Origin of the sequence: Mesorhizobium loti (assembly GCF_003148495.1) — a bacterium.
Classification (GTDB): Bacteria; Pseudomonadota; Alphaproteobacteria; order Rhizobiales; family Rhizobiaceae; genus Mesorhizobium; species Mesorhizobium loti.
The window spans coordinates 102,779-119,915 of the sequence record NZ_QGGH01000004.1 but is presented as its reverse complement, the minus strand read 5'-3'; the positions used below and the strand labels follow the sequence as shown (position 1 = coordinate 119,915).

The 17,137-nt window shown below is 64.0% G+C and carries 15 protein-coding genes; 3 read left to right on the top strand and 12 right to left on the bottom strand.

Annotation, left to right across the window (positions count from 1 at the left end):
* Positions 1–36 precede the first annotated feature (36 nt).
* From C8D77_RS17490 to ssuD, 6 genes are all read right to left on the bottom strand, one after another.
* Positions 37–1,077 (bottom strand): branched-chain amino acid ABC transporter permease, encoded by a 1,041-nt coding sequence (locus C8D77_RS17490; protein ID WP_109665850.1) that lies wholly within the window; start codon positions 1,075–1,077, stop codon positions 37–39.
* 3 nt (positions 1,078–1,080) lie between these two features.
* Positions 1,081–1,980 carry a branched-chain amino acid ABC transporter permease gene (locus tag C8D77_RS17485; RefSeq protein ID WP_109665847.1) on the bottom strand — a complete coding sequence of 300 codons (900 nt, stop codon included), beginning with the start codon at positions 1,978–1,980 and terminating at the stop codon, positions 1,081–1,083.
* Positions 1,977–2,909 (bottom strand): ABC transporter ATP-binding protein, encoded by a 933-nt coding sequence (locus tag C8D77_RS17480; RefSeq protein WP_109665844.1) that lies wholly within the window; start codon positions 2,907–2,909, stop codon positions 1,977–1,979. The genes C8D77_RS17485 and C8D77_RS17480 overlap by 4 nt, the downstream gene beginning before the upstream one ends.
* Positions 2,910–3,032: 123 nt before the next feature.
* A complete protein-coding gene (gene sfnG / locus C8D77_RS17475) occupies positions 3,033–4,136 on the bottom strand; it encodes a dimethylsulfone monooxygenase SfnG (RefSeq protein ID WP_109665841.1) in 1,104 nt (367 codons plus the stop codon).
* A 165-nt stretch (positions 4,137–4,301) separates the two neighbouring features.
* Complete coding sequence (locus tag C8D77_RS17470) at positions 4,302–5,753, bottom strand: FAD/NAD(P)-binding protein (protein WP_109665838.1); 1,452 nt, start codon at positions 5,751–5,753, stop codon at positions 4,302–4,304.
* Complete coding sequence (gene ssuD, locus C8D77_RS17465; RefSeq protein WP_109665835.1) at positions 5,750–6,922, bottom strand: FMNH2-dependent alkanesulfonate monooxygenase; 1,173 nt, start codon at positions 6,920–6,922, stop codon at positions 5,750–5,752. Before ssuD ends, C8D77_RS17470 begins: the two co-directional genes overlap by 4 nt.
* A 383-nt stretch (positions 6,923–7,305) precedes the next feature.
* Between ssuD and C8D77_RS17460 the strand changes: the two genes are divergently transcribed.
* On the top strand, positions 7,306–7,980 hold the full coding sequence (locus C8D77_RS17460; protein ID WP_109665832.1) for a GntR family transcriptional regulator: 675 nt from the start codon (positions 7,306–7,308) through the stop codon (positions 7,978–7,980).
* Positions 7,981–8,044: 64 nt separating this feature from the next.
* Here the strand turns inward: C8D77_RS17460 and C8D77_RS17455 are convergent, their stop codons facing one another.
* The 6 genes from C8D77_RS17455 to C8D77_RS17430 form a co-directional block, all read right to left on the bottom strand.
* Positions 8,045–8,965 carry a dihydrodipicolinate synthase family protein gene (locus C8D77_RS17455; protein ID WP_245951804.1) on the bottom strand — a complete coding sequence of 307 codons (921 nt, stop codon included), beginning with the start codon at positions 8,963–8,965 and terminating at the stop codon, positions 8,045–8,047.
* A complete protein-coding gene (gene araD, locus C8D77_RS17450; protein ID WP_109665829.1) occupies positions 8,962–10,674 on the bottom strand; it encodes an L-arabinonate dehydratase in 1,713 nt (570 codons plus the stop codon). Before araD ends, C8D77_RS17455 begins: the two co-directional genes overlap by 4 nt.
* Before the next feature lie 14 nt (positions 10,675–10,688).
* Positions 10,689–11,468, bottom strand: a complete 780-nt coding sequence (locus tag C8D77_RS17445; protein WP_109665827.1) for an SDR family oxidoreductase — start codon at positions 11,466–11,468, stop codon at positions 10,689–10,691.
* 15 nt (positions 11,469–11,483) lie between these two features.
* Positions 11,484–12,434 (bottom strand): L-arabinose ABC transporter permease AraH, encoded by a 951-nt coding sequence (gene araH, locus C8D77_RS17440; protein WP_109665824.1) that lies wholly within the window; start codon positions 12,432–12,434, stop codon positions 11,484–11,486.
* An 11-nt stretch (positions 12,435–12,445) separates the two neighbouring features.
* Positions 12,446–13,957 carry an L-arabinose ABC transporter ATP-binding protein AraG gene (gene araG / locus C8D77_RS17435; RefSeq protein ID WP_109665821.1) on the bottom strand — a complete coding sequence of 504 codons (1,512 nt, stop codon included), beginning with the start codon at positions 13,955–13,957 and terminating at the stop codon, positions 12,446–12,448.
* Positions 13,958–14,026: 69 nt separating this feature from the next.
* Positions 14,027–15,016, bottom strand: coding sequence for an arabinose ABC transporter substrate-binding protein (locus C8D77_RS17430; protein ID WP_109665818.1), 990 nt, complete (start codon positions 15,014–15,016; stop codon positions 14,027–14,029).
* Between the two features lie 258 nt (positions 15,017–15,274).
* Between C8D77_RS17430 and C8D77_RS17425 the strand changes: the two genes are divergently transcribed.
* Entirely contained in the window at positions 15,275–15,964 is a 690-nt protein-coding gene (locus C8D77_RS17425) for a FadR/GntR family transcriptional regulator (RefSeq protein ID WP_245463070.1), read from the top strand.
* 8 nt (positions 15,965–15,972) lie between these two features.
* Positions 15,973–17,121, top strand: coding sequence for a galactonate dehydratase (gene dgoD / locus C8D77_RS17420; RefSeq protein WP_109665812.1), 1,149 nt, complete (start codon positions 15,973–15,975; stop codon positions 17,119–17,121).
* Positions 17,122–17,137 lie beyond the last annotated feature (16 nt).

Sequence of the window (17,137 nt, the reverse complement as noted above, 5' to 3'; positions counted from 1 at the left end):
GTTCATTTTCAGTTCGGGGCGGTTGCCCGGATCAGCTCAAGTCGACTGCCAGGCGAACAGGAGCCGTCTTCGGATCCTGTCCCACAGGGCCACCAGCCCGTCCGGCTCCAGGATCAGAAAGAGGATGATGAGCGCGCCCAGCACGATGCGCTGGCTCATGTCGAGCACGCCCGAGTCGAAGAGATCGCCGAGCAGGAAGCCGCCGAGGCGAGACAAGCCAAGCGGAAAGACGACGATAAGGGCGGCGCCGAAAAACGCACCGCGTATCGAGGCCAGACCGCCGATGATGATGATGAACAGTATCTGGAACGAGCGATCGAGATCGAAGCCGTCCGGCTCGACGGTCCGCAGATAGGCGAAGGCCCAGATGACGCCGGCAACGCCGATGATGAAGGACGAGATGGCGAAGGCCAGCAGCTTGGTCTTCAGCACGGGGATGCCGATGATGCGGGCCGCGGTTTCATTGTCGCGGATGGCGATGAAGTTGCGCCCGGTCTGCGACGTGACCAGCCGGTGGGCGAGGAAGGTCAGCACAGTGACGATGGTCAGAGCGAAGAGATAGCGGCCGATGGCGCCGTCGAGCGCGAAGCCTGAAATCGACAGTCTCGGCGCGTCGATGACGCCGGATGCCGAGTTGTTGGAGAACCAGCTGAACTTGGTCAGCGCCCATTGCACGAAGAACTGCGCGGCAAGGGTCGAGACGGCGAGATAGAAACCCTTCAGCCGCAGACTGGGAAGGCCGAAGACGATGCCGATCGCGGCGGCGACGATGCCGGCCAGGAAGATGCTGCCGATCAGCGGCAGGCCCTCGACGCGCAGGTCGAAATTATAGGCGGCGAAGGCGCCCGCCGCCATGAAGGCGGCACTGCCCAGCGACACCTGGCCGGCATAGCCGGTCAGGATGTTCAAGCCTACGCCGGCGAGGCTGAGCGCCAGGAACGGCAGCAGGATGGCCTCGAACAGATAGCTCGAGCCGATTAGCGGCACGACGCCATAGGCGAAGGCGAGCAGCAGGACCGGTGCGACCCATTTCGGCAGCACCGGCGCGGAGAAGAAATCGCTTGTTATCGCGGTCATCGCTCAGATCCTCTCAACGAGCTTCTGGCCGAACAGGCCGGAAGGGCGGATCAGCAGGAAGACGAGCGCGACGACATAAGCGAACCAGCTCTCTATGCCGCCGCCGAAATAGTCGCCGATATAGACCTCGGCGAGCTTCTCGCTGGCGCCGATCAACAGCCCGCCGACGATGGCGCCGAGGATGGAGTCGAAGCCGCCGAGCACCAGCACCGGCAGCGCCTTCAGCACCACCAGCGACAGCGAGAACTGGACGCCGAGGCGTGCGCCCCAGAGCAGGCCAGCCACCAGCGCGACGAGACCGGCAGCAGCCCAGACTGTGGCCCAGATCAAGGGCAACCTGAGGCCGACCGCGAGGGCAGCGAACTGGTCGTCGGCGACGGCGCGGAAGCTGAGGCCGATGCGGGTGTAGCGGAAGAACAGCGACAGCAGGAGAACCATGCCGGCGGCAACCACGGCGGCGAAGATATCGAACTGGCTGATCAGCACGCCGCCGATTTCCAGCGGCACGTCCTCGATGCCGAGATCAAGACCATGGACCTGCGTGCCCCAGATCAGCTGGGCTGCACCCTCGATGATGTAGGACAGGCCGAGCGTCGCCATGAACAGCGTGATCGGCGGCTTGTTGGTCAGTGGCCGCAGCACCGTGCGCTCGATGGCGACACCCATCGCCACCATGATGGCGAAGGTGATCACCAGCGCCAGCGCGAACGGAATGCCGCGCTCGACAAGGCTGACGAAGGTCAGCGCCGCAAACAGCAACATCGCGCCCTGCGCGAAATTGAGCACGCCAGAGGTCTTGTAGATCAGCACGAAGCCGATCGCGACCAGCGAATACATGACGCCGGAAAGCAGGCCGCCGACGAGCACTTCGATGAAGAACTGGTAGTCGAAATCGGCGATCATATGCCTGCCCCGTCCTCATTGTCCGAGGCGACGCCGAGATAGGCATCGATGACGCGCTGGTCGTTCCTGACTTCGTCGGGCGTGGCGTCGGCGATCTTGCGGCCGTAGTCGAGAACGGCGATGCGGTCGGACAGGCCCATGACGACGCCGACATCGTGCTCAATCAGCACCACGGTGGTGGCAAAGCGGTCGCGCGCAGCGCGGACGAAGGTCGCCATCTCGCTCTTCTCGCCCGCGGTCATGCCGGCCATCGGCTCGTCGAGCAAAAGAAGGCGCGGCTCAGCGACCAGTGCACGGGCCAGTTCGACCCGCTTCTGCAGCCCGTAAGGCAGCGTGCCGGCAAGGCGATCGCGAACAGCGGTGAGGTCGAGGAATTCGAGGATCTGTTCGGCGCGGCTCAGGGAGTCGCGCTGCTCGCCGCGCGAGCGGCCGATGCCGAGCACCTGGCCGGCAAAGTTGGAGCGGACCTTGTAGGCGAGGCCGGAAGCGACATTGTCGAGGACGCTGAGGCCCTTGAACAGTGCGAGGTTCTGGAATGTCCTGGCGACGCCGAGCTGCGCCAGCCGCTGCGTTGGCACCTGGGCATAGACGACGCCGTCGAGCTGGACATGGCCGCGATCCGGCCGGTAGACGCCGCTGATGACGTTGATCAGCGAACTCTTGCCGGCGCCATTCGGGCCGATGATGGTGCGGATCTCGCCAGGGCGGACCGACAGGTCGATATCGGCCAGTGCCACGACGCCGCCGAACGACAGGCCGATGCCCTGGAGCGAAAGCAGCGGAGAGGCGACGCCGGCAACGGAGCCGATCGGTTCGCCGTTGGCTTCGGGCTGCTGCTCAGGCGGGCTTGACGGCAGGCCGCGCGCAAAGACCTCCGGTGCATAGGCGGAAGCCTCCATCACTCCAAGCGTATAACTGGGCAGAGGCATTCCAATCGTCCTCGATTGCTTCAGCAGGCGCGCAAATTCTCATTGCGGCTCGATGACTCGAGCGCGCCGGTAGCTTTCATGCGTGTGCCGGCCGGAGCCTATCCGGCCAGCCTGTGAGGGTGACTACTCCGCCGCCAGCGACGCTGCCGCCTCGGCGTTTTCCAGTTCGCGGACGAGCGGGATGACATGCTTGCCGAAATAATCGACCTCTTCCTGGAAGTGCAGGAAGCCGAGCAGGATGAGATCGGCGCCGGCGCGCTTCAGGTCAACGATGCGTTCGGCGACCTGCCGGGGCGTGCCGATCAGGTTCGAGCGGAAACCGTCATTGTACTGGACCAGATCGTCGAAGGAGGATTTCGCCCAGTTGCCCTCACCTTCCGGCGAAGCCTTGCCGGCATTCTTGACCTCGTGGCCAAAGGCGTTCACCGCCTCGGGATTGGCCTTGGCAATGATTTCGGCGAGCACCGCCCTGGCCTCGTCCTCTGTCTCGCGGACGACCGCGAAAGCGTTGACGCCGACCTTGACGGAATGGTTGTTGGCCTTCGCCTTGGCCCTGAGGTCGTCGACCTGCTTGGCGATCTCGGCCGGCGTGTTGCCGTTGGTGAAGTACCAGTCCGAAACCCGCGATGCCATGTCGCGTGCGGCGCGCGATGAACCACCCTGGAAGATTTCGGGCAGCGGCTGCGGCGGCTTCGGCTTCAGTGAATATTCGTTGAAGCGATAGAAATCGCCGCGGAAGGTGAAGCTGTCTTCAGTCCATATTCCGCGCAGCGCACGGATGAACTCCTCCGAGCGGCGATAGCGCTCGTCATGGTCGAGCCAATGCTCGCCGATGGCATGGAACTCGCCACGGAACCAGCCGGAGACGAGGTTGACCGCAACACGGCCGTTGGTCAAATAGCTGATGGTGGCGATCTGCTTGGCCGCAAGCGCCGGGTTCCACGGTCCGGGCAGGATCGCGGCGATGACCTTGAGCGTGGTGGTCGCGGCCAGCAGGTCATGGCTGAACGCCACCGATTCATGCTGCTCGTCAGCACCGTAGCCGGCGGTGAAACGGATCTGGCTGAGCGCATAGTCGAAGCCGGACTTCTCGGCGATCTGCGCCAGCTTGCGGTTGTACTCGGCCGAATGGCTGGTGCGCTGCTCGATGTTGGAGATTACCAGGCCGCCCGAAACATTCGGCACCCAGTAGGCAAACTTGATCGCGTCGGTTTCTGCTTGTGCCATGAACTGTCTCCCATTCAGGCCGTGTCGTTGATCGCTCCGGTCGCGCCGGCTTTCCCCAATATTTATTATGTTTATAGAATATATATACAAAGGAGGATTTTCCGTTTTTGCGGCCCTCTGGGGACGGAAATACCAATTTTATCAGGCCAACCCGGCTTGCTGGGGTTAGCTCGTGACTGAACCACGCGCGGCGTTTGCGCTGATGGTGGCTGGCGTGTCGAGCAGTCTTGCAATCTCGGTCGCGACCGTCTGGGCATGGCGGGCAACCTCGGGCAGGCCCATGAGTTCGCCGAAAGTCCCTCGTGCCAGCGGACCGGCGACGAAGAGTGTCGTGATTATCCTGCCATCCCGGCCGACGGCACGACTGTCGAGACTGGTCTCGATGCCCAGCCCGTATTGGTCCGTCCTGATCAGCCCGGCTTCCGCCAGCGAGCTTAGCGCCGGATTCAGTTGCAGTGCCTGCCCATGGGCCGGACCCGTGGTGTTGATGACGGCATCGAAGCGCGCCGTCTCGATCCGCGTCTGCCCGCGCCGTTGAAAGCTGACCGCCAGGCTGCCATCCTCATCGTTCGATGCGACGAGCCTGGCGGCAATGGTGTCGAACGTGCCGGCTGCATGACGCCGGTCGAGCACGGAAGCGACCTGTGGAGCGATCCTGAAGCGATGAACGTCCCAGAACACGCGCAGCTGGCGGACCAGCCTTGCCCGCTCCGGCGGGGAAAGTGCGGCCCACAGCACCGGCCCCTGCAGGCGCAACTGATCGAAGACCGACTGCCAGTTGACATTGGCCGCGCGCGCCCCCGCCAGCGTCGCACGAATGGTCTTGAGCAGGCCAAGCGCTGATATGGCCGGGGCCGAGACAAAATCGCCGAAGGGCTCGCCCCTGACATCCGGGTGGCCGCGCGAGCGTAAGCCGCGGCGCGACAACGACAGGATGCGGCCACAATGGCCGCGGCGGTCGAGTTCGGCGACCATGTCGGCCGAGGTCAAGCCAGAGCCGACGATCAACACCGACGCGTCCGGACCGATCCCGGCAAGTGCTGATGGCGCGTACGGATCGGCGATGAAACCCGGCGCTTCCGCCAGGTGGATCAGCGCGGCTGGAATCGCGGGCTGCGGGTGCGTCGCCGCCAGGACGACGATGTCGGCGCCAATTGGCCCACTGGGCGTGTGCACGGTCCAGCCCGCGCCACTGGCATCGCGCGTCACGCGTGTGGCGGAACCTTCAACATGATGGACAACGCCGGAATTGAGATAGGGCGCCAGATGCTCGGCGACATAGCGACCGAACACGCGCCGGCGTGGATAGGCGTCGCCATTCTTCCAGATGGCGTCGGCGTCGCGCTCGAGTTCCCCACTGTCCGTCAACCAGCGTGCAAAGTGCTGCGTATCTTCCGGAGCCATGCTCATTCTTGTCGCTGGGACATTGACCCGATGCGCAGGTTCCTTGCTGGAGTAGGCAAGGCCGCCGCCAAGCAACGGTCGCGGCTCGATCACGGAAATCGACAGGTGCGCCGGTCGATGTGACCACGCCAGGTGCCAGGCCACCGCCGCGCCGGAAAAACCGCCGCCGATTATGGCGACACGCAACCGGCGGATCGGAGGGAGCGCGTTCATGAAGCGCTGGCGAGCGACTTCGGCCGGTGGTCGCCGGCGATGGTCTCGCCAAACGGGCCGGTGTTGACGGACGAAGCGGCAACTTTGACCGGATGATCGGTCGGCAGTTTCGGCAGCACCAGCTCACCGAAGCGATAGGCTTCTTCCAGATGCGGATAGCCGGACAGGATGAAGGTATCGATGCCGAGACGCCGGTATTCGTCGATGCGCTCGGCGATCGTGTCGGGATCGCCGACAAGTGCGGTCCCGGCGCCGCCGCGCACCAGGCCGACGCCGGACCAGAGGTTGGGCGCGATCTCGAGCTTCGCGCGGTTGCCACCATGCAGCGCGCTCATCCGCGCCTGGCCGACCGAATCCATGCGGGCAAAGACTTTCTGCGCCGAGGCGATCGTCGCATCGTCGAGCCGGCTGATCAGCCTGTCGGCGGCAGCCCAGGCTTCCTCGGTGGTTTCACGCACGATGACATGCAGGCGAATTCCGAAGGAGAGTTTGCGGCCGGCCTTTTCGGCCAGTTCACGCATGCCATCCAGCTTGCGCTCGACATCGGCGGGCGGCTCGCCCCAGGTCAGATACTTGTCGATCTCCTGCGCCGCCACCACGGATCCGGCGTCGGACGAGCCGCCGAAATAGAGCGGTGGATAGGGCGTCTGCACCGGCGGAAACAGCAGTCGGCCATCCTCGATGCGGAAATGCTTGCCCTCGTGCTCGACCGTCTCGCCGCTCAACACCCGCTTGTAGATCTGCAGGAACTCCTGCGTCACCTCATAGCGCTCGGCATGCGACAGGAAGATGCCGTCGCCCTTGTTCTCCAGCGGGTCGCCGCCAGTGACCACATTGATCAGCAGGCGTCCATTCGAGATGCGATCCAGCGTCGCCGTCATGCGCGCGGCCAGCGTCGGCGACTGCAGGCCCGGCCGCACGGCGACAAGGAAACGCAAGCGCTCGGTCAGCGGCACAAGCGCCGATGCGATCACCCAGGAATCCTCGCATGCCCGGCCGGTCGGCAGCAGCACGCCGTAGTAACCCAGCGTGTCGGCGGCCTTCGCCACTTGTGTCAGGTAGGGCAGATCGACGGCTCTGCCGCCTTCTGTCGTGCCGAGATAGCGGCTGTCGCCATGCGTCGGCAGGAACCAGAGCACCTTGATGTGTTCTGGCACATCCCGGCTCATGGCCTTTCTCCTGCTGCCTGGCGGAGGCGGCCGGATATCCCTGCTTTGGCTAAGGGCGAGCGCAAAAGAGTAGGCATGGCGTGTCCTGTCCGAGGAAAACCAGATCCCCAGTGCAGATTGCTTATTCCACAAATTCTGTAGAGTTAGTTTATTCTAAATCCGCTGACGGGATTAGAAATTCTCTCCATCCGTCCGAATCCGAATTCATTGGCTGCCACGCCTTCCTCGGGCGGCCAGGTCCCCCGACGGCTGGCCTCTTGTCCTCGGCATCGGATTCCGGAAGCCATGGGCGAGTTGCACGCCCGAGCCGCCCCTCGTATTAGAGGCTTTCTGATTTTCATTCTAAACTGACCATTTCCGGCGACTTAAGCCACGGATTTCCCATGGACCTGGATCCTTCGGCGCTCAATCGGGCTCTTCCGCTCCGCGATCAGATCTATCATCAGATTCGCAACCTGATCGTCGTCGGACAGATGAGGCCCGGGGAAGTGATCAATGAGGTGGCCATCGCGGAAGCGCTCGGTGTTTCGCGTACCCCGGTGCGCGAGGCGGTCAAGCGCATCAGCGACGAGGGTCTGGTCAACATCCTGGCGCAGACCGGCATTTATGTCGCACCGATCAGCCGGGCCGACCTGGAGGAAGCCTACGTCATCCGCCGGGCCCTGGAGATGGAAAGCGCCCGACGCGCGGCCGCCAGGTTCTCACCGGCTGCCGGCGAATTGCTGGAGGACAATATGGCGGCGCACCGGCTTGCTATATCGCAGGGCAGATATGCCACCGCGATACAGCTCGACGACGTCTTTCACCGCACTATCGCCGAAATCTGCGGCCTGCCGATGATCTGGAGAGCCGTCGACATCTCCAAGGCGCAGATGGATCGCGGCCGCCATCTCGTCATTCCGAAGCCCGGCTATGGCGAACAGACGATCGAGCAGCATGAAGCCATCTTCGAGGCTTTGAAGCATCACGACGCCGAGGGCGCCGCGCAAGCGATGGAACGCCATCTCGAGACGTCGTTGCGCAACACGCTCGAAGTCGCAGCCGACCTTCTCGGTTAGCCTCAGGGCTTGCCGCCATCGTCGCGTGGATCGTGGCGGACGACCTATTAGCGGGAATTGCCGTTCAGCCCGGCAACCGGCCGAGGCCATCCGAAAAGCGCGTCACCATCGCAAGGCCAACCTCGCTTGGCCGCATCGCCGGAGACCGGTCGTGTATCGGGATGCCGGCACGGGCGCCAAACAGCCGCTTGCCGTAGCAGATCAGGTTTTCAATGCCCTGCATGACGAAGACCGCTGCCGGCAGCATTCTTGCATACTCGGCCTCGGCCGCTGCTTCGTCTCCGGCGCGGAACGCATTGTAGGCGCGCACGGCGAGGTCGATGCTATCAGGCGCCAGGATCATGCCACGGCAACCGATGCGGAAATTGTCGATCAGCTCCAGGCCGCCACGTCCGTTGAACACCGGTATCCGGCCTTCGGTGCGCTCGATCAAGCCGGCAATGTCGGTGACCGGGCCCTCGCCCTTGATCAGCCTTATGTTAGGATGAAGCGTGACAAGTTCGCGGATTTCGTCTGATGACAGGCCGCGCCCGAAGAAAGCCGGCGCATTCTGGATCGCCACAGGCAGATCGGTCGCCTCGGCGACGCGGCCGAAGAACTTGATGTATTCCGGCGCACCATAGGATCCGGCCGGCGGCGGCTGCAGGATCACCCAGTCCGCTCCCACGCTTTCAGCATGGCGAACCTGTGCAACCTGCTCGGCCACCGAAGAGCCGAAGATGGTGAAGGCGAGCGGCACTTTCCCGGTGGTGTCTTCCGCCGTCCAGTCCATGATCATCCGACGCTCGGCTCCGGTCAGCTTGGCGACTTCCGTTGCCAGGCCGAGCGCCGCCATGCCGTGCACGCCGCTTGCCAGGCAAATCTCGACCTGCCTGCGCATCGCAGCGCGGTCTAGTTTTTCGTCGCTGTCGAACAGCGCGTAGAGAATAGCGTGAATGCCGTGGAAATCATCAGGCTGGAAATTGGGCACGCCGGTCGGCCTCAATGGCTTTCGCGTGGGATGGCGTGGCCACGGCTTCCGACGAGAAAGTCGAGGTCGGCGCCGCGATCCGCCTGCAGGACATGGTCGACGTAAAGCCCCTGATAGCCGCCGCGCATCGCCGGTTCCGGCGGGGCCCAGGATGTCCGCCGCTTTGCGAGTTCCTGTTCGGACACGTCGAGATGCAATTTCCGCGCTTCGACATCAAGCTCGATCATGTCGCCGCTGCGGACCAGCGCCAGCGGGCCGCCGATGGCGGCTTCGGGTGCGGCATGCAGAACGACGGTGCCGAAGGCAGTGCCGGACATGCGGGCATCGGAGATGCGGATCATGTCGCGGACGCCTTGCTTCAGCAGCTTCTGGGGCAATGCCATGTTGCCGACCTCGGCCATCCCCGGATAGCCCTTGGGGCCGCAATTCTTCAGCACCATGATCGAGCCGTCGTCGATGTCGAGCAAGGGATCGTCGATGCGCGCCTTGTAGTCGTCGATGTCCTCGAAGACGACGGCGCGGCCGCGATGCTTCATCAGAGCTGGCGACGCGGCTGACGGCTTGATGATGGCGCCGTCGGGCGCCAGATTGCCACGCAGCACCGCGATACCGCCATTGGGCGTGAGCGCCTTGTCGCGCGGACGGATCACCTCGGGATTGTAGTTTTGGGCATCCGCGATGTTGTCGCGCACGGTCTTGCCGGTGATGGTCAGCACGTCGAGATCGAGCAGATCGCCGATCTCCCTCATGACCGCCGGAATGCCGCCTGCGTAGCAGAAATCCTCCATCAGGAAGCGGCCTGACGGCATCAGGTCGAGGATGGTTGGCACATCGCGGCCATATCTGTCCCAATCGTCCAGCGTCAGCTCGGTGCCGACGCGACCGGCGATCGCCAGCAGATGCACGACCGCGTTGGTCGAGCCGCCGATGGCGCCATTGACGCGGATGGCGTTGGCGAAGGCTTCTTTCTGGAGGATCGCCGACGGGCGCAGATCTTCGTTGACCATCTCGACGATGCGCCGCCCCGTCATGCGAGCAATGCGGCTGCGGCGCGCGTCGACGGCGGGATAGGCTGCGTTGCCGGGCAGCGCCAGGCCCAGCGCCTCGACCATCGAGGCCATTGTCGAGGCGGTGCCCATGGTCATGCAATGGCCGGGCGAGCGCGACATGGCGCTCTCGGCATTGGCGAAATCCTGTTCGCTCATCACGCCGGCGCGGACATCCTCGGAGAATTTCCAGACATCGGTGCCGGAACCGATCTCGCGGCCCTGGAAGCGGCCATTGAGCATCGGCCCGCCGGAAATGACGATCGACGGCAGGTCGCAGGAGGCCGCGCCCATGACCAGCGACGGCGTGGTCTTGTCGCAGCCGGCCATCAGCACGACGCCGTCCATCGGGTTGCCGCGGATCGCCTCCTCGACATCCATCGAGGCGAGGTTGCGAAACAGCATCGCCGTCGGGCGCAGATTGGACTCGCCGCAGGAGAAGACCGGAAATTCCAGCGGCAAGCCGCCGGCCTCCAGCACGCCTGCCTTGATGTGCTCGATCAGGCCACGGAAATGCACGTGGCAAGGCGTGAATTCGGAGAAGGTGTTGCAGATGCCGATCACCGGGCGGCCGTCGAAAGCGTCGTCGGGCAGGCCGTTGTTCTTCATCCAGCTGCGGTGGATGAAGGCATCCTTGCCTTGGCCGCCGAACCAGTGCTGCGATCGTCTCTTGGTCATGGTTTTCCCGGAATTCAGGCAGGATGCTGGAGCTGGCTCAGCCCGCCATCGACGACGAGCGTGGCCGCGTTCATGAACGGGCACTCGTCGGAAATCATGAACACCGCAGCCAGCGCGATCTCGCGCGCCGTGGCGATGCGGCCGCCGGGATGCAGCGCCATGGTGTTGGCGCGCGCCGCCACCGGATCGGCAAAGCTGTTCCAGTAGTCGATCGCCTTCTGCGTCTCGACATAGCCCGGCGCCAGCGCGTTCACGCGCACGCCTTGCGCCGCATATTCGAGCGCCAGCGATTTGGTCAGGCCGAGCAGCGCGTGCTTGGCGACCGGATAGGGGAAGGTGTGCGGGATGATGGTGAAGCTGTGCGTCGAGGCGATGTTGAGGATGGCGCCGCCGCCGCTCGCGATCATGCCCGGCAGCACCGCCTTGCTGCAATTCCAGGCGCCCTTGACGTTGACGTCGAAATTGCGGTTCCACTCCTCCTCGCTGGTATCGAGTGGCGTCGAGAACACATTGACCCCGGCGTTGTTGATCAGCGCGTTGACCGGGCCGATCTCGGCGGTCGCTTGTCTGACGGCAGCCGCAATCGCGGCTCCGTCGCTGATGTCGGCTGCCGCATGCCCGACACGGCCTTGCGGTGCGGCGAGGCCAGCGACGGCCTTGTCTAGCAACGCGCCGTCGTGGTCGACGAGAACCAGCTTTGCGCCTTCGGCAAGGCAGGCCTCGGCGATGGCGAGCCCGATGCCTTGCGCGGCGCCAGTCAGGAAGATGCGTTTGCCGGAAAGGCGCTCAGCCATTTTTGTCCCTCCAGCTTAACGCCGACCCAGTGCCGACGAGCGCAGATTGTCGAGCAGCACGGCCAGCAGCAGGATCACGCCACGCACAATGTACTGGTAGAAGGCCGGGATGTTGAGCAGGTTCATGGCGTTCTCGGCGATGCCCATGATCAGCACGCCGACGATGACGCCCGACATGGTGGCGCGGCCACCGGCAAGCGAAACGCCACCGAGCACACAGGCCGAGATGACCGAAAGTTCGAGCCCGACCGCCGCGTTGGGCTGGCCCGAGGTGATGCGCGACGCGAGCAGAATGCCGGCGATGCCGCAGACGACGCCTTGCAGTGCAAAGATCCAGATGCGCGTGCGGTCGACATTGACGCCGGCAAGACGCGAGGCTTCCGGATTGCCGCCGATGGCCAGCGTGTTCTTGCCGAAGACGGTGCGGTTGAGCACGAAGCCGAAGATGCAGAACAGGATGGCGAGCACCCAAACTGGTGTCGGTATGCCGAGCAGTTTCGACAGCGCGAGCTGGTAGAAATCCGGGCTGTTGATGCCGACGGCGCGGCCGTCGGACGCGATCAGCGCAAGGCCGCGCACGATCTGCATGGTGGCCAGCGTCGTGATCAGCGCGTTGATGCGGAATTTGGCGATGACGACGCCGTTGATGAAGCCGACGAAGGCGCCGCAGGCGATTGCCGCCAGGAGGCCGAGCAGGATCGAGCCGGTGGCGTTCGACGCCATAACCGCGACCATGCCGGCAAAGGCGACGATGGAACCTACCGACAGGTCGAAGTCGCGGGCGGCAAGGCAGAACATCATGGTGCAGGCGACGATGCCGACAGTGACCACCGACTGCAGCAGGCCGAGCATGTTGCGGTCGGTGAGGAAGTTCGGCACCAGGAGCGACACCAGCGCGAAGGCGACGACGAAGATGACGACGAGGCCCTGTTCGCCGAGCAAGAGCTTCTTCAACTGGTCGGTCATGCCAAAAGTCCTCAGGATGCGATCGCGTCGGGGGTTTTCTGATCGGGGAGAGCGGCGGCCAGGATCGCCCTTTCGGCGAACTGATCGCGGGTGAGTTCAGCGCTGACGCGGCCGCCGCACATCACCAGGATGCGGTCGCAGATGCCCATCACCTCCGGCAGTTCGGACGAGACGACGACAATCGCCATGCCGTCCTCGGCAAGCTGGTAAAGCAATTCGTAGATTTCCGACTTGGCACCGACATCGATGCCGCGCGTCGGCTCGTCGACGATGAGGACACGCACGCCCTGTTCGGACAGCCAGCGGCCAAGAATGACCTTCTGCTGGTTGCCGCCGGAGAGGTTGATGATGTCCTGCTTGCGCGACGGCGTGCGCACCTTCAGCTTCTTGATGAAGGTCTCGGCCGTGGCGATCTCGTTGACGCGGTTGAGCACGCCGAAGCGTGTGTGATGGCGCCGCGACGAGATGTTGATGTTCTCCTCGACCGAGCGGCCCTGGATGATGCCGTCATGCTTGCGATCCTCCGAGCACAGCACGATGCCGGCCCGGATCGTGCCACGCGGATCGGTGGCGCGGACCAGCTTGCCGTCGACGGTGATGGTGCCGCCCGAGCGCGGATCGGCGCCATAGACCAGCCGCATCAGTTCCGAGCGCCCGGCCCCGATCAGGCCGAAGAAACCAACGATCTCGCCGGCGCGAGCCTCGAAGCTGGCCGGTGTCTTCAGCTTGGCTCCGGACAGGGTCTCGACCTTCAGTCTGATATCTCCGGGCTTGCGCGGACGAAAACCCCAAATGTCGGAGATTTCGCGGCCGACCATTTCGGCGACGACCTGATCGCGGGTGACGCCTTTCAGCGAAGCGTGGTGCGCCGCGAGCTTGCCGTCGCGCAGCACGGTCAGGCTGTCGCAGAGGCGGAACACTTCGTCGAGCCGATGCGAGACGTAGATTATGACCTTGCCCTCGCCGCGCAGGCGGTCGATCAGGGCAAACAGGATTTCGCTTTCGCGCGAGGACAGCGACGAGGTCGGCTCGTCCAGCGCAATGACGCGTGCATCCAACATGATCGCCTTGGCGATCTCGATCATCTGGCGTTCGCCGATGGACAGCGTCTTGACCTTACGGCGCATGTCGATGTCGATGCCGGCCGATTTCAGCTTGGCGCCGACATCGTCCAGCATCCGGCGGCCGGCGATGATGCCGGCGTTGGCGGGGAAACGCCCGAGGCTGAGATTTTCGGCAACCGTGAGTTCCGGAACCAGCTGCAGCTCCTGGTGAATGACGATGACGCCATTGTCGAAGGCGTCCCTGGTCGAGGCATAGGCCTGGACCTTGCCGTCGATGCTTATCTCGCCCTCGTCGGCATGCTGGTCGCCGGACAGGATCTTGATCAGGGTGGATTTGCCGGCGCCGTTCTCGCCCATCAGGCCATGCACCGCGCCCTTGTCAACGCCGAACGAGACGTCCGACAGCGCCTTGACGCCCGGATAGGTCTTGGTGATGTGCGAAAAGTCGAGAAAGGACACGGAGCCGATCCTTCTTGTGCATGGCAAACAGGCGGCGGGATGAGCCGCCGCCTGTTTGTACAGGGAGGATTATTGGATGCCGAGACCCTGGCGGACCTTCTGGTAGTCGTCGCGCTTGGCGAGTGCACCCGAGGTCAGGATCAGCTTCTCCGGTTCCTTGTTGTTGGCAACCCAGTCATACATGTTGAGCGCCGTCTCATAGCCATGACGCTTCGGCGAGATGATCACCGTGCCGACAAAGCCGGTGGCGGTCGGCTTCTTGAACTCGTTGATCGCCGAATCCGCGCCGCCAATGCCGACGCCGATCATGCCATCCGCCGGAATGCCGACGCTTTCGGCTGCACGCACCGCACCCAGCACCGCCTCGTCGTTGAGGCCGAAAGAAACCCACTTCTTGATGTCGGCATGGGCGTTGAGCACGACCGTCGCTGCGTTGAGGGCAGCTTCCGTGTCGGTCTTTGCCTGTGGCGCGTCGAAGATGTTCTCGGCCTTGAAGCCGTTCGCCTTGAGCACCGAGATGGCGCCTTCGACACGGTCGACCGCCGTCGGCAGCTGGTCATAGGAGACGCGGATGGCGCCGACCTCTTCGGCCTTCCAGCCGCGCGCCTTCATCTCGTCGACGATCGCCTGGCCGACGGCCTCGCCGATCTTGGTGGCCGAGATGCCCATATGCGGCACGTCTTCCAGCGCCTTGCCGTCGGCTCCGACCAGGCGGTCGTCGACAGTCATCAGCTTGAGATTGTTGGCAGCCGCCTTGGCGACGATGCCGGGTCCGAGTTTCACGTCGGGTGTGCAGACGATGAAGCCCTGGGCGCCCTGGGCGCCGAGATTGTCGATCGCCGACATCAGCTTCTCGCCGTCCTCGGCGCCGATCTTGACCAGGGTAAAGCCCTTTTCTTTGGCGGCCTGGTCGGCGAACTTCCATTCGTCCTGGAACCACGGCTCCTCGGGCTGTTTAACGATGAAACCGATCTTGGTGTCCTGAGCATATGCAGCGATGGTCGTGACGGACAGCACGGCAAGCGCGCCCGCAACGAGCGCGGTCTTCAAAAGTCGCATGATTTCCTCCCAGCGATAGGCCGGGCGCTCAGCCCGGATGTCGGAGTCTCTATTCGTTTTTATCATACTCGTCAATTGATCTGGTATGATAATTAATGTACATGCTCCGACCAACGATCGCTGGCGCAAGTCACCCGCATCCGCTAAGGCCGGATCGGTTGTGCGAAACCAGCGAGTTCGCCGCCTTGGAGGAGGGCTGGGGTGACCGAGATTCTGAAGAAGGCCCCGGGAGATACGACCACTCGCCGCCCGCGCGTGATGCCCGATGTGACCAAGGCGATAGCCTCGGACATCTTTTCCGGGCGCTACCCGGCCGGATCGTCCTTGCCTACGGAAAACGAACTCGGTGTCGAGTATGGCGTCAGCCGCACCGTCATCCGCGAAGCGCTGAAGGTGCTGGCCGCCAAAGGGCTGGTCTTGTCGCGGCCGCGCATCGGCACGATCGTCTGCAACGAGGACGACTGGAACATCATCGACCCGCAGGTGCTTGCCTGGCACGCGCCGCATGCGCTGGACGACAAGCTCTTCGATGCCATTCTTGAAACGCGCCGGGCCATCGAGCCGCTGGTCGCAGAACTCGCTGCCACCCGCGCGACGCTGCAGGAGATCGCCGATCTCGAAGCCGCCTGGCGCGGCATGGCAGGCGCCGGCGAGGACCTCGCAGCCTTCTCGCGCAGCGACATCGCTTTCCACCAGATCGTCTATGCCGCGAGCCACAACCCAATCTTTCGCCAGATCGGCAATCTGATCGACACAGGGCTGAAATTCTCGCTGGAGGCGACGGCGGTGATTTCGCTCGACCGGCGCATGGAGGCCGTGGCGGCGCACCGCGAGGTGGTCGAGGCGCTGCGCATGCGCGATGCCGAGGCGGCACGTGGGGCGGCAAACAAGATCCTCGACCTCGCGGCGCGCGACCTCGTCAGCGCCAAGAAACTCAAGAGCAACTGAGACTGCGCATGAAAATCATCTCGCTCACCACCTACATCGTTCCGCCGCGCTGGCTGTTCCTGAAGATCGAAACCGATGCCGGCGTCACCGGCTGGGGTGAGCCAGTCGTCGAAGGCCGGGCGCTGACCGTCGAGGCAGCGGTCAAGGAGCTTGGTGATTATCTCATCGGCAAGGATCCTCGCCTGATCGAGGACCACTGGACGGTGATGCACCGCGGCGGCTTCTATCGCGGCGGGCCGATCCTGATGAGCGCCATTGCCGGCATCGACCAGGCGCTGTGGGACATCAAGGGCAAGGCGCTCGGCGTGCCCGTGCATGAACTGCTCGGCGGCAAGCTGCGCGACACGATCAAGGTCTATTCGTGGATCGGCGGCGACCGGCCGGCGGAGGTCGCGGCGGGCGCTAGGGAAATGGTGGCGCGCGGCTTCCTGGCTCTCAAGATGAACGGCACCGAAGAACTGCAGATCGTCGACAGCCATGACAAGATCGACGCCGCTGTCGAACGCGTAGCCATGGTGCGCGAGGCCGTCGGGCCCAACATCGGCATCGCCGTCGATTTTCATGGCCGCGTGCACCGGCCGATGGCGCGCGCCCTGGTCAAGGAGCTCGAGCCCTACAGGCTGATGTTCATCGAGGAGCCGGTGCTCAGCGAAAACCGCGAGGCGCTGAAGGAGATCGCCGCGCTCGGCTCGACGCCGATCGCGCTCGGCGAGCGGCTCTACAGCCGCTGGGATTTCAAGTCGGTGTTCGAGGAGGGCGTCGTCGACATCATCCAGCCAGACCTGTCGCATGCCGGCGGCATCACCGAATGCCGCAAGATCGCTGCGATGGCGGAGGCCTATGACGTGGCCGTGGCGCCGCACTGCCCGCTCGGGCCGATCGCACTTGCCGCCTGCCTGCAGCTTGACGCGGTCAGCTACAACTGCTTCATCCAGGAGCAGAGCCTCGGCATTCACTACAACGCCGCCAACGACCTGCTCGACTACGCCGCCAACAAGGACGTCTTCCGCTACGAGGATGGCTATGTCGCCATTCCCGACGGCCCGGGCCTGGGTGTCGAAATCAACGAGGACTATGTCAAGGAACGCGCCAAGGAAGGCCACCGCTGGCGCAACCCGATCTGGCGCCACAAGGATGGCTCCTTCGCCGAGTGGTGATGGAATTGTCGCTCGC

Bases quoted from the DNA above. Each gene is read 5' to 3' on its own strand.
- C8D77_RS17490 (WP_109665850.1), bottom strand. From the start codon at position 1,077: ATGACCGCGATAACAAGCGATTTCTTCTCCGCGCCGGTGCTGCCGAAA.
- C8D77_RS17485 (WP_109665847.1), bottom strand. From the start codon at position 1,980: ATGATCGCCGATTTCGACTACCAGTTCTTCATCGAAGTGCTCGTCGGC.
- C8D77_RS17480 (WP_109665844.1), bottom strand. From the start codon at position 2,909: ATGCCTCTGCCCAGTTATACGCTTGGAGTGATGGAGGCTTCCGCCTAT.
- sfnG (WP_109665841.1), bottom strand. From the start codon at position 4,136: ATGGCACAAGCAGAAACCGACGCGATCAAGTTTGCCTACTGGGTGCCG.
- C8D77_RS17470 (WP_109665838.1), bottom strand. From the start codon at position 5,753: ATGAACGCGCTCCCTCCGATCCGCCGGTTGCGTGTCGCCATAATCGGC.
- ssuD (WP_109665835.1), bottom strand. From the start codon at position 6,922: ATGAGCCGGGATGTGCCAGAACACATCAAGGTGCTCTGGTTCCTGCCG.
- C8D77_RS17460 (WP_109665832.1), top strand. From the start codon at position 7,306: ATGGACCTGGATCCTTCGGCGCTCAATCGGGCTCTTCCGCTCCGCGAT.
- araD (WP_109665829.1), bottom strand. From the start codon at position 10,674: ATGACCAAGAGACGATCGCAGCACTGGTTCGGCGGCCAAGGCAAGGAT.
- C8D77_RS17445 (WP_109665827.1), bottom strand. From the start codon at position 11,468: ATGGCTGAGCGCCTTTCCGGCAAACGCATCTTCCTGACTGGCGCCGCG.
- araH (WP_109665824.1), bottom strand. From the start codon at position 12,434: ATGACCGACCAGTTGAAGAAGCTCTTGCTCGGCGAACAGGGCCTCGTC.
- C8D77_RS17430 (WP_109665818.1), bottom strand. From the start codon at position 15,016: ATGCGACTTTTGAAGACCGCGCTCGTTGCGGGCGCGCTTGCCGTGCTG.
- C8D77_RS17425 (WP_245463070.1), top strand. From the start codon at position 15,275: ATGCCCGATGTGACCAAGGCGATAGCCTCGGACATCTTTTCCGGGCGC.
- dgoD (WP_109665812.1), top strand. From the start codon at position 15,973: ATGAAAATCATCTCGCTCACCACCTACATCGTTCCGCCGCGCTGGCTG.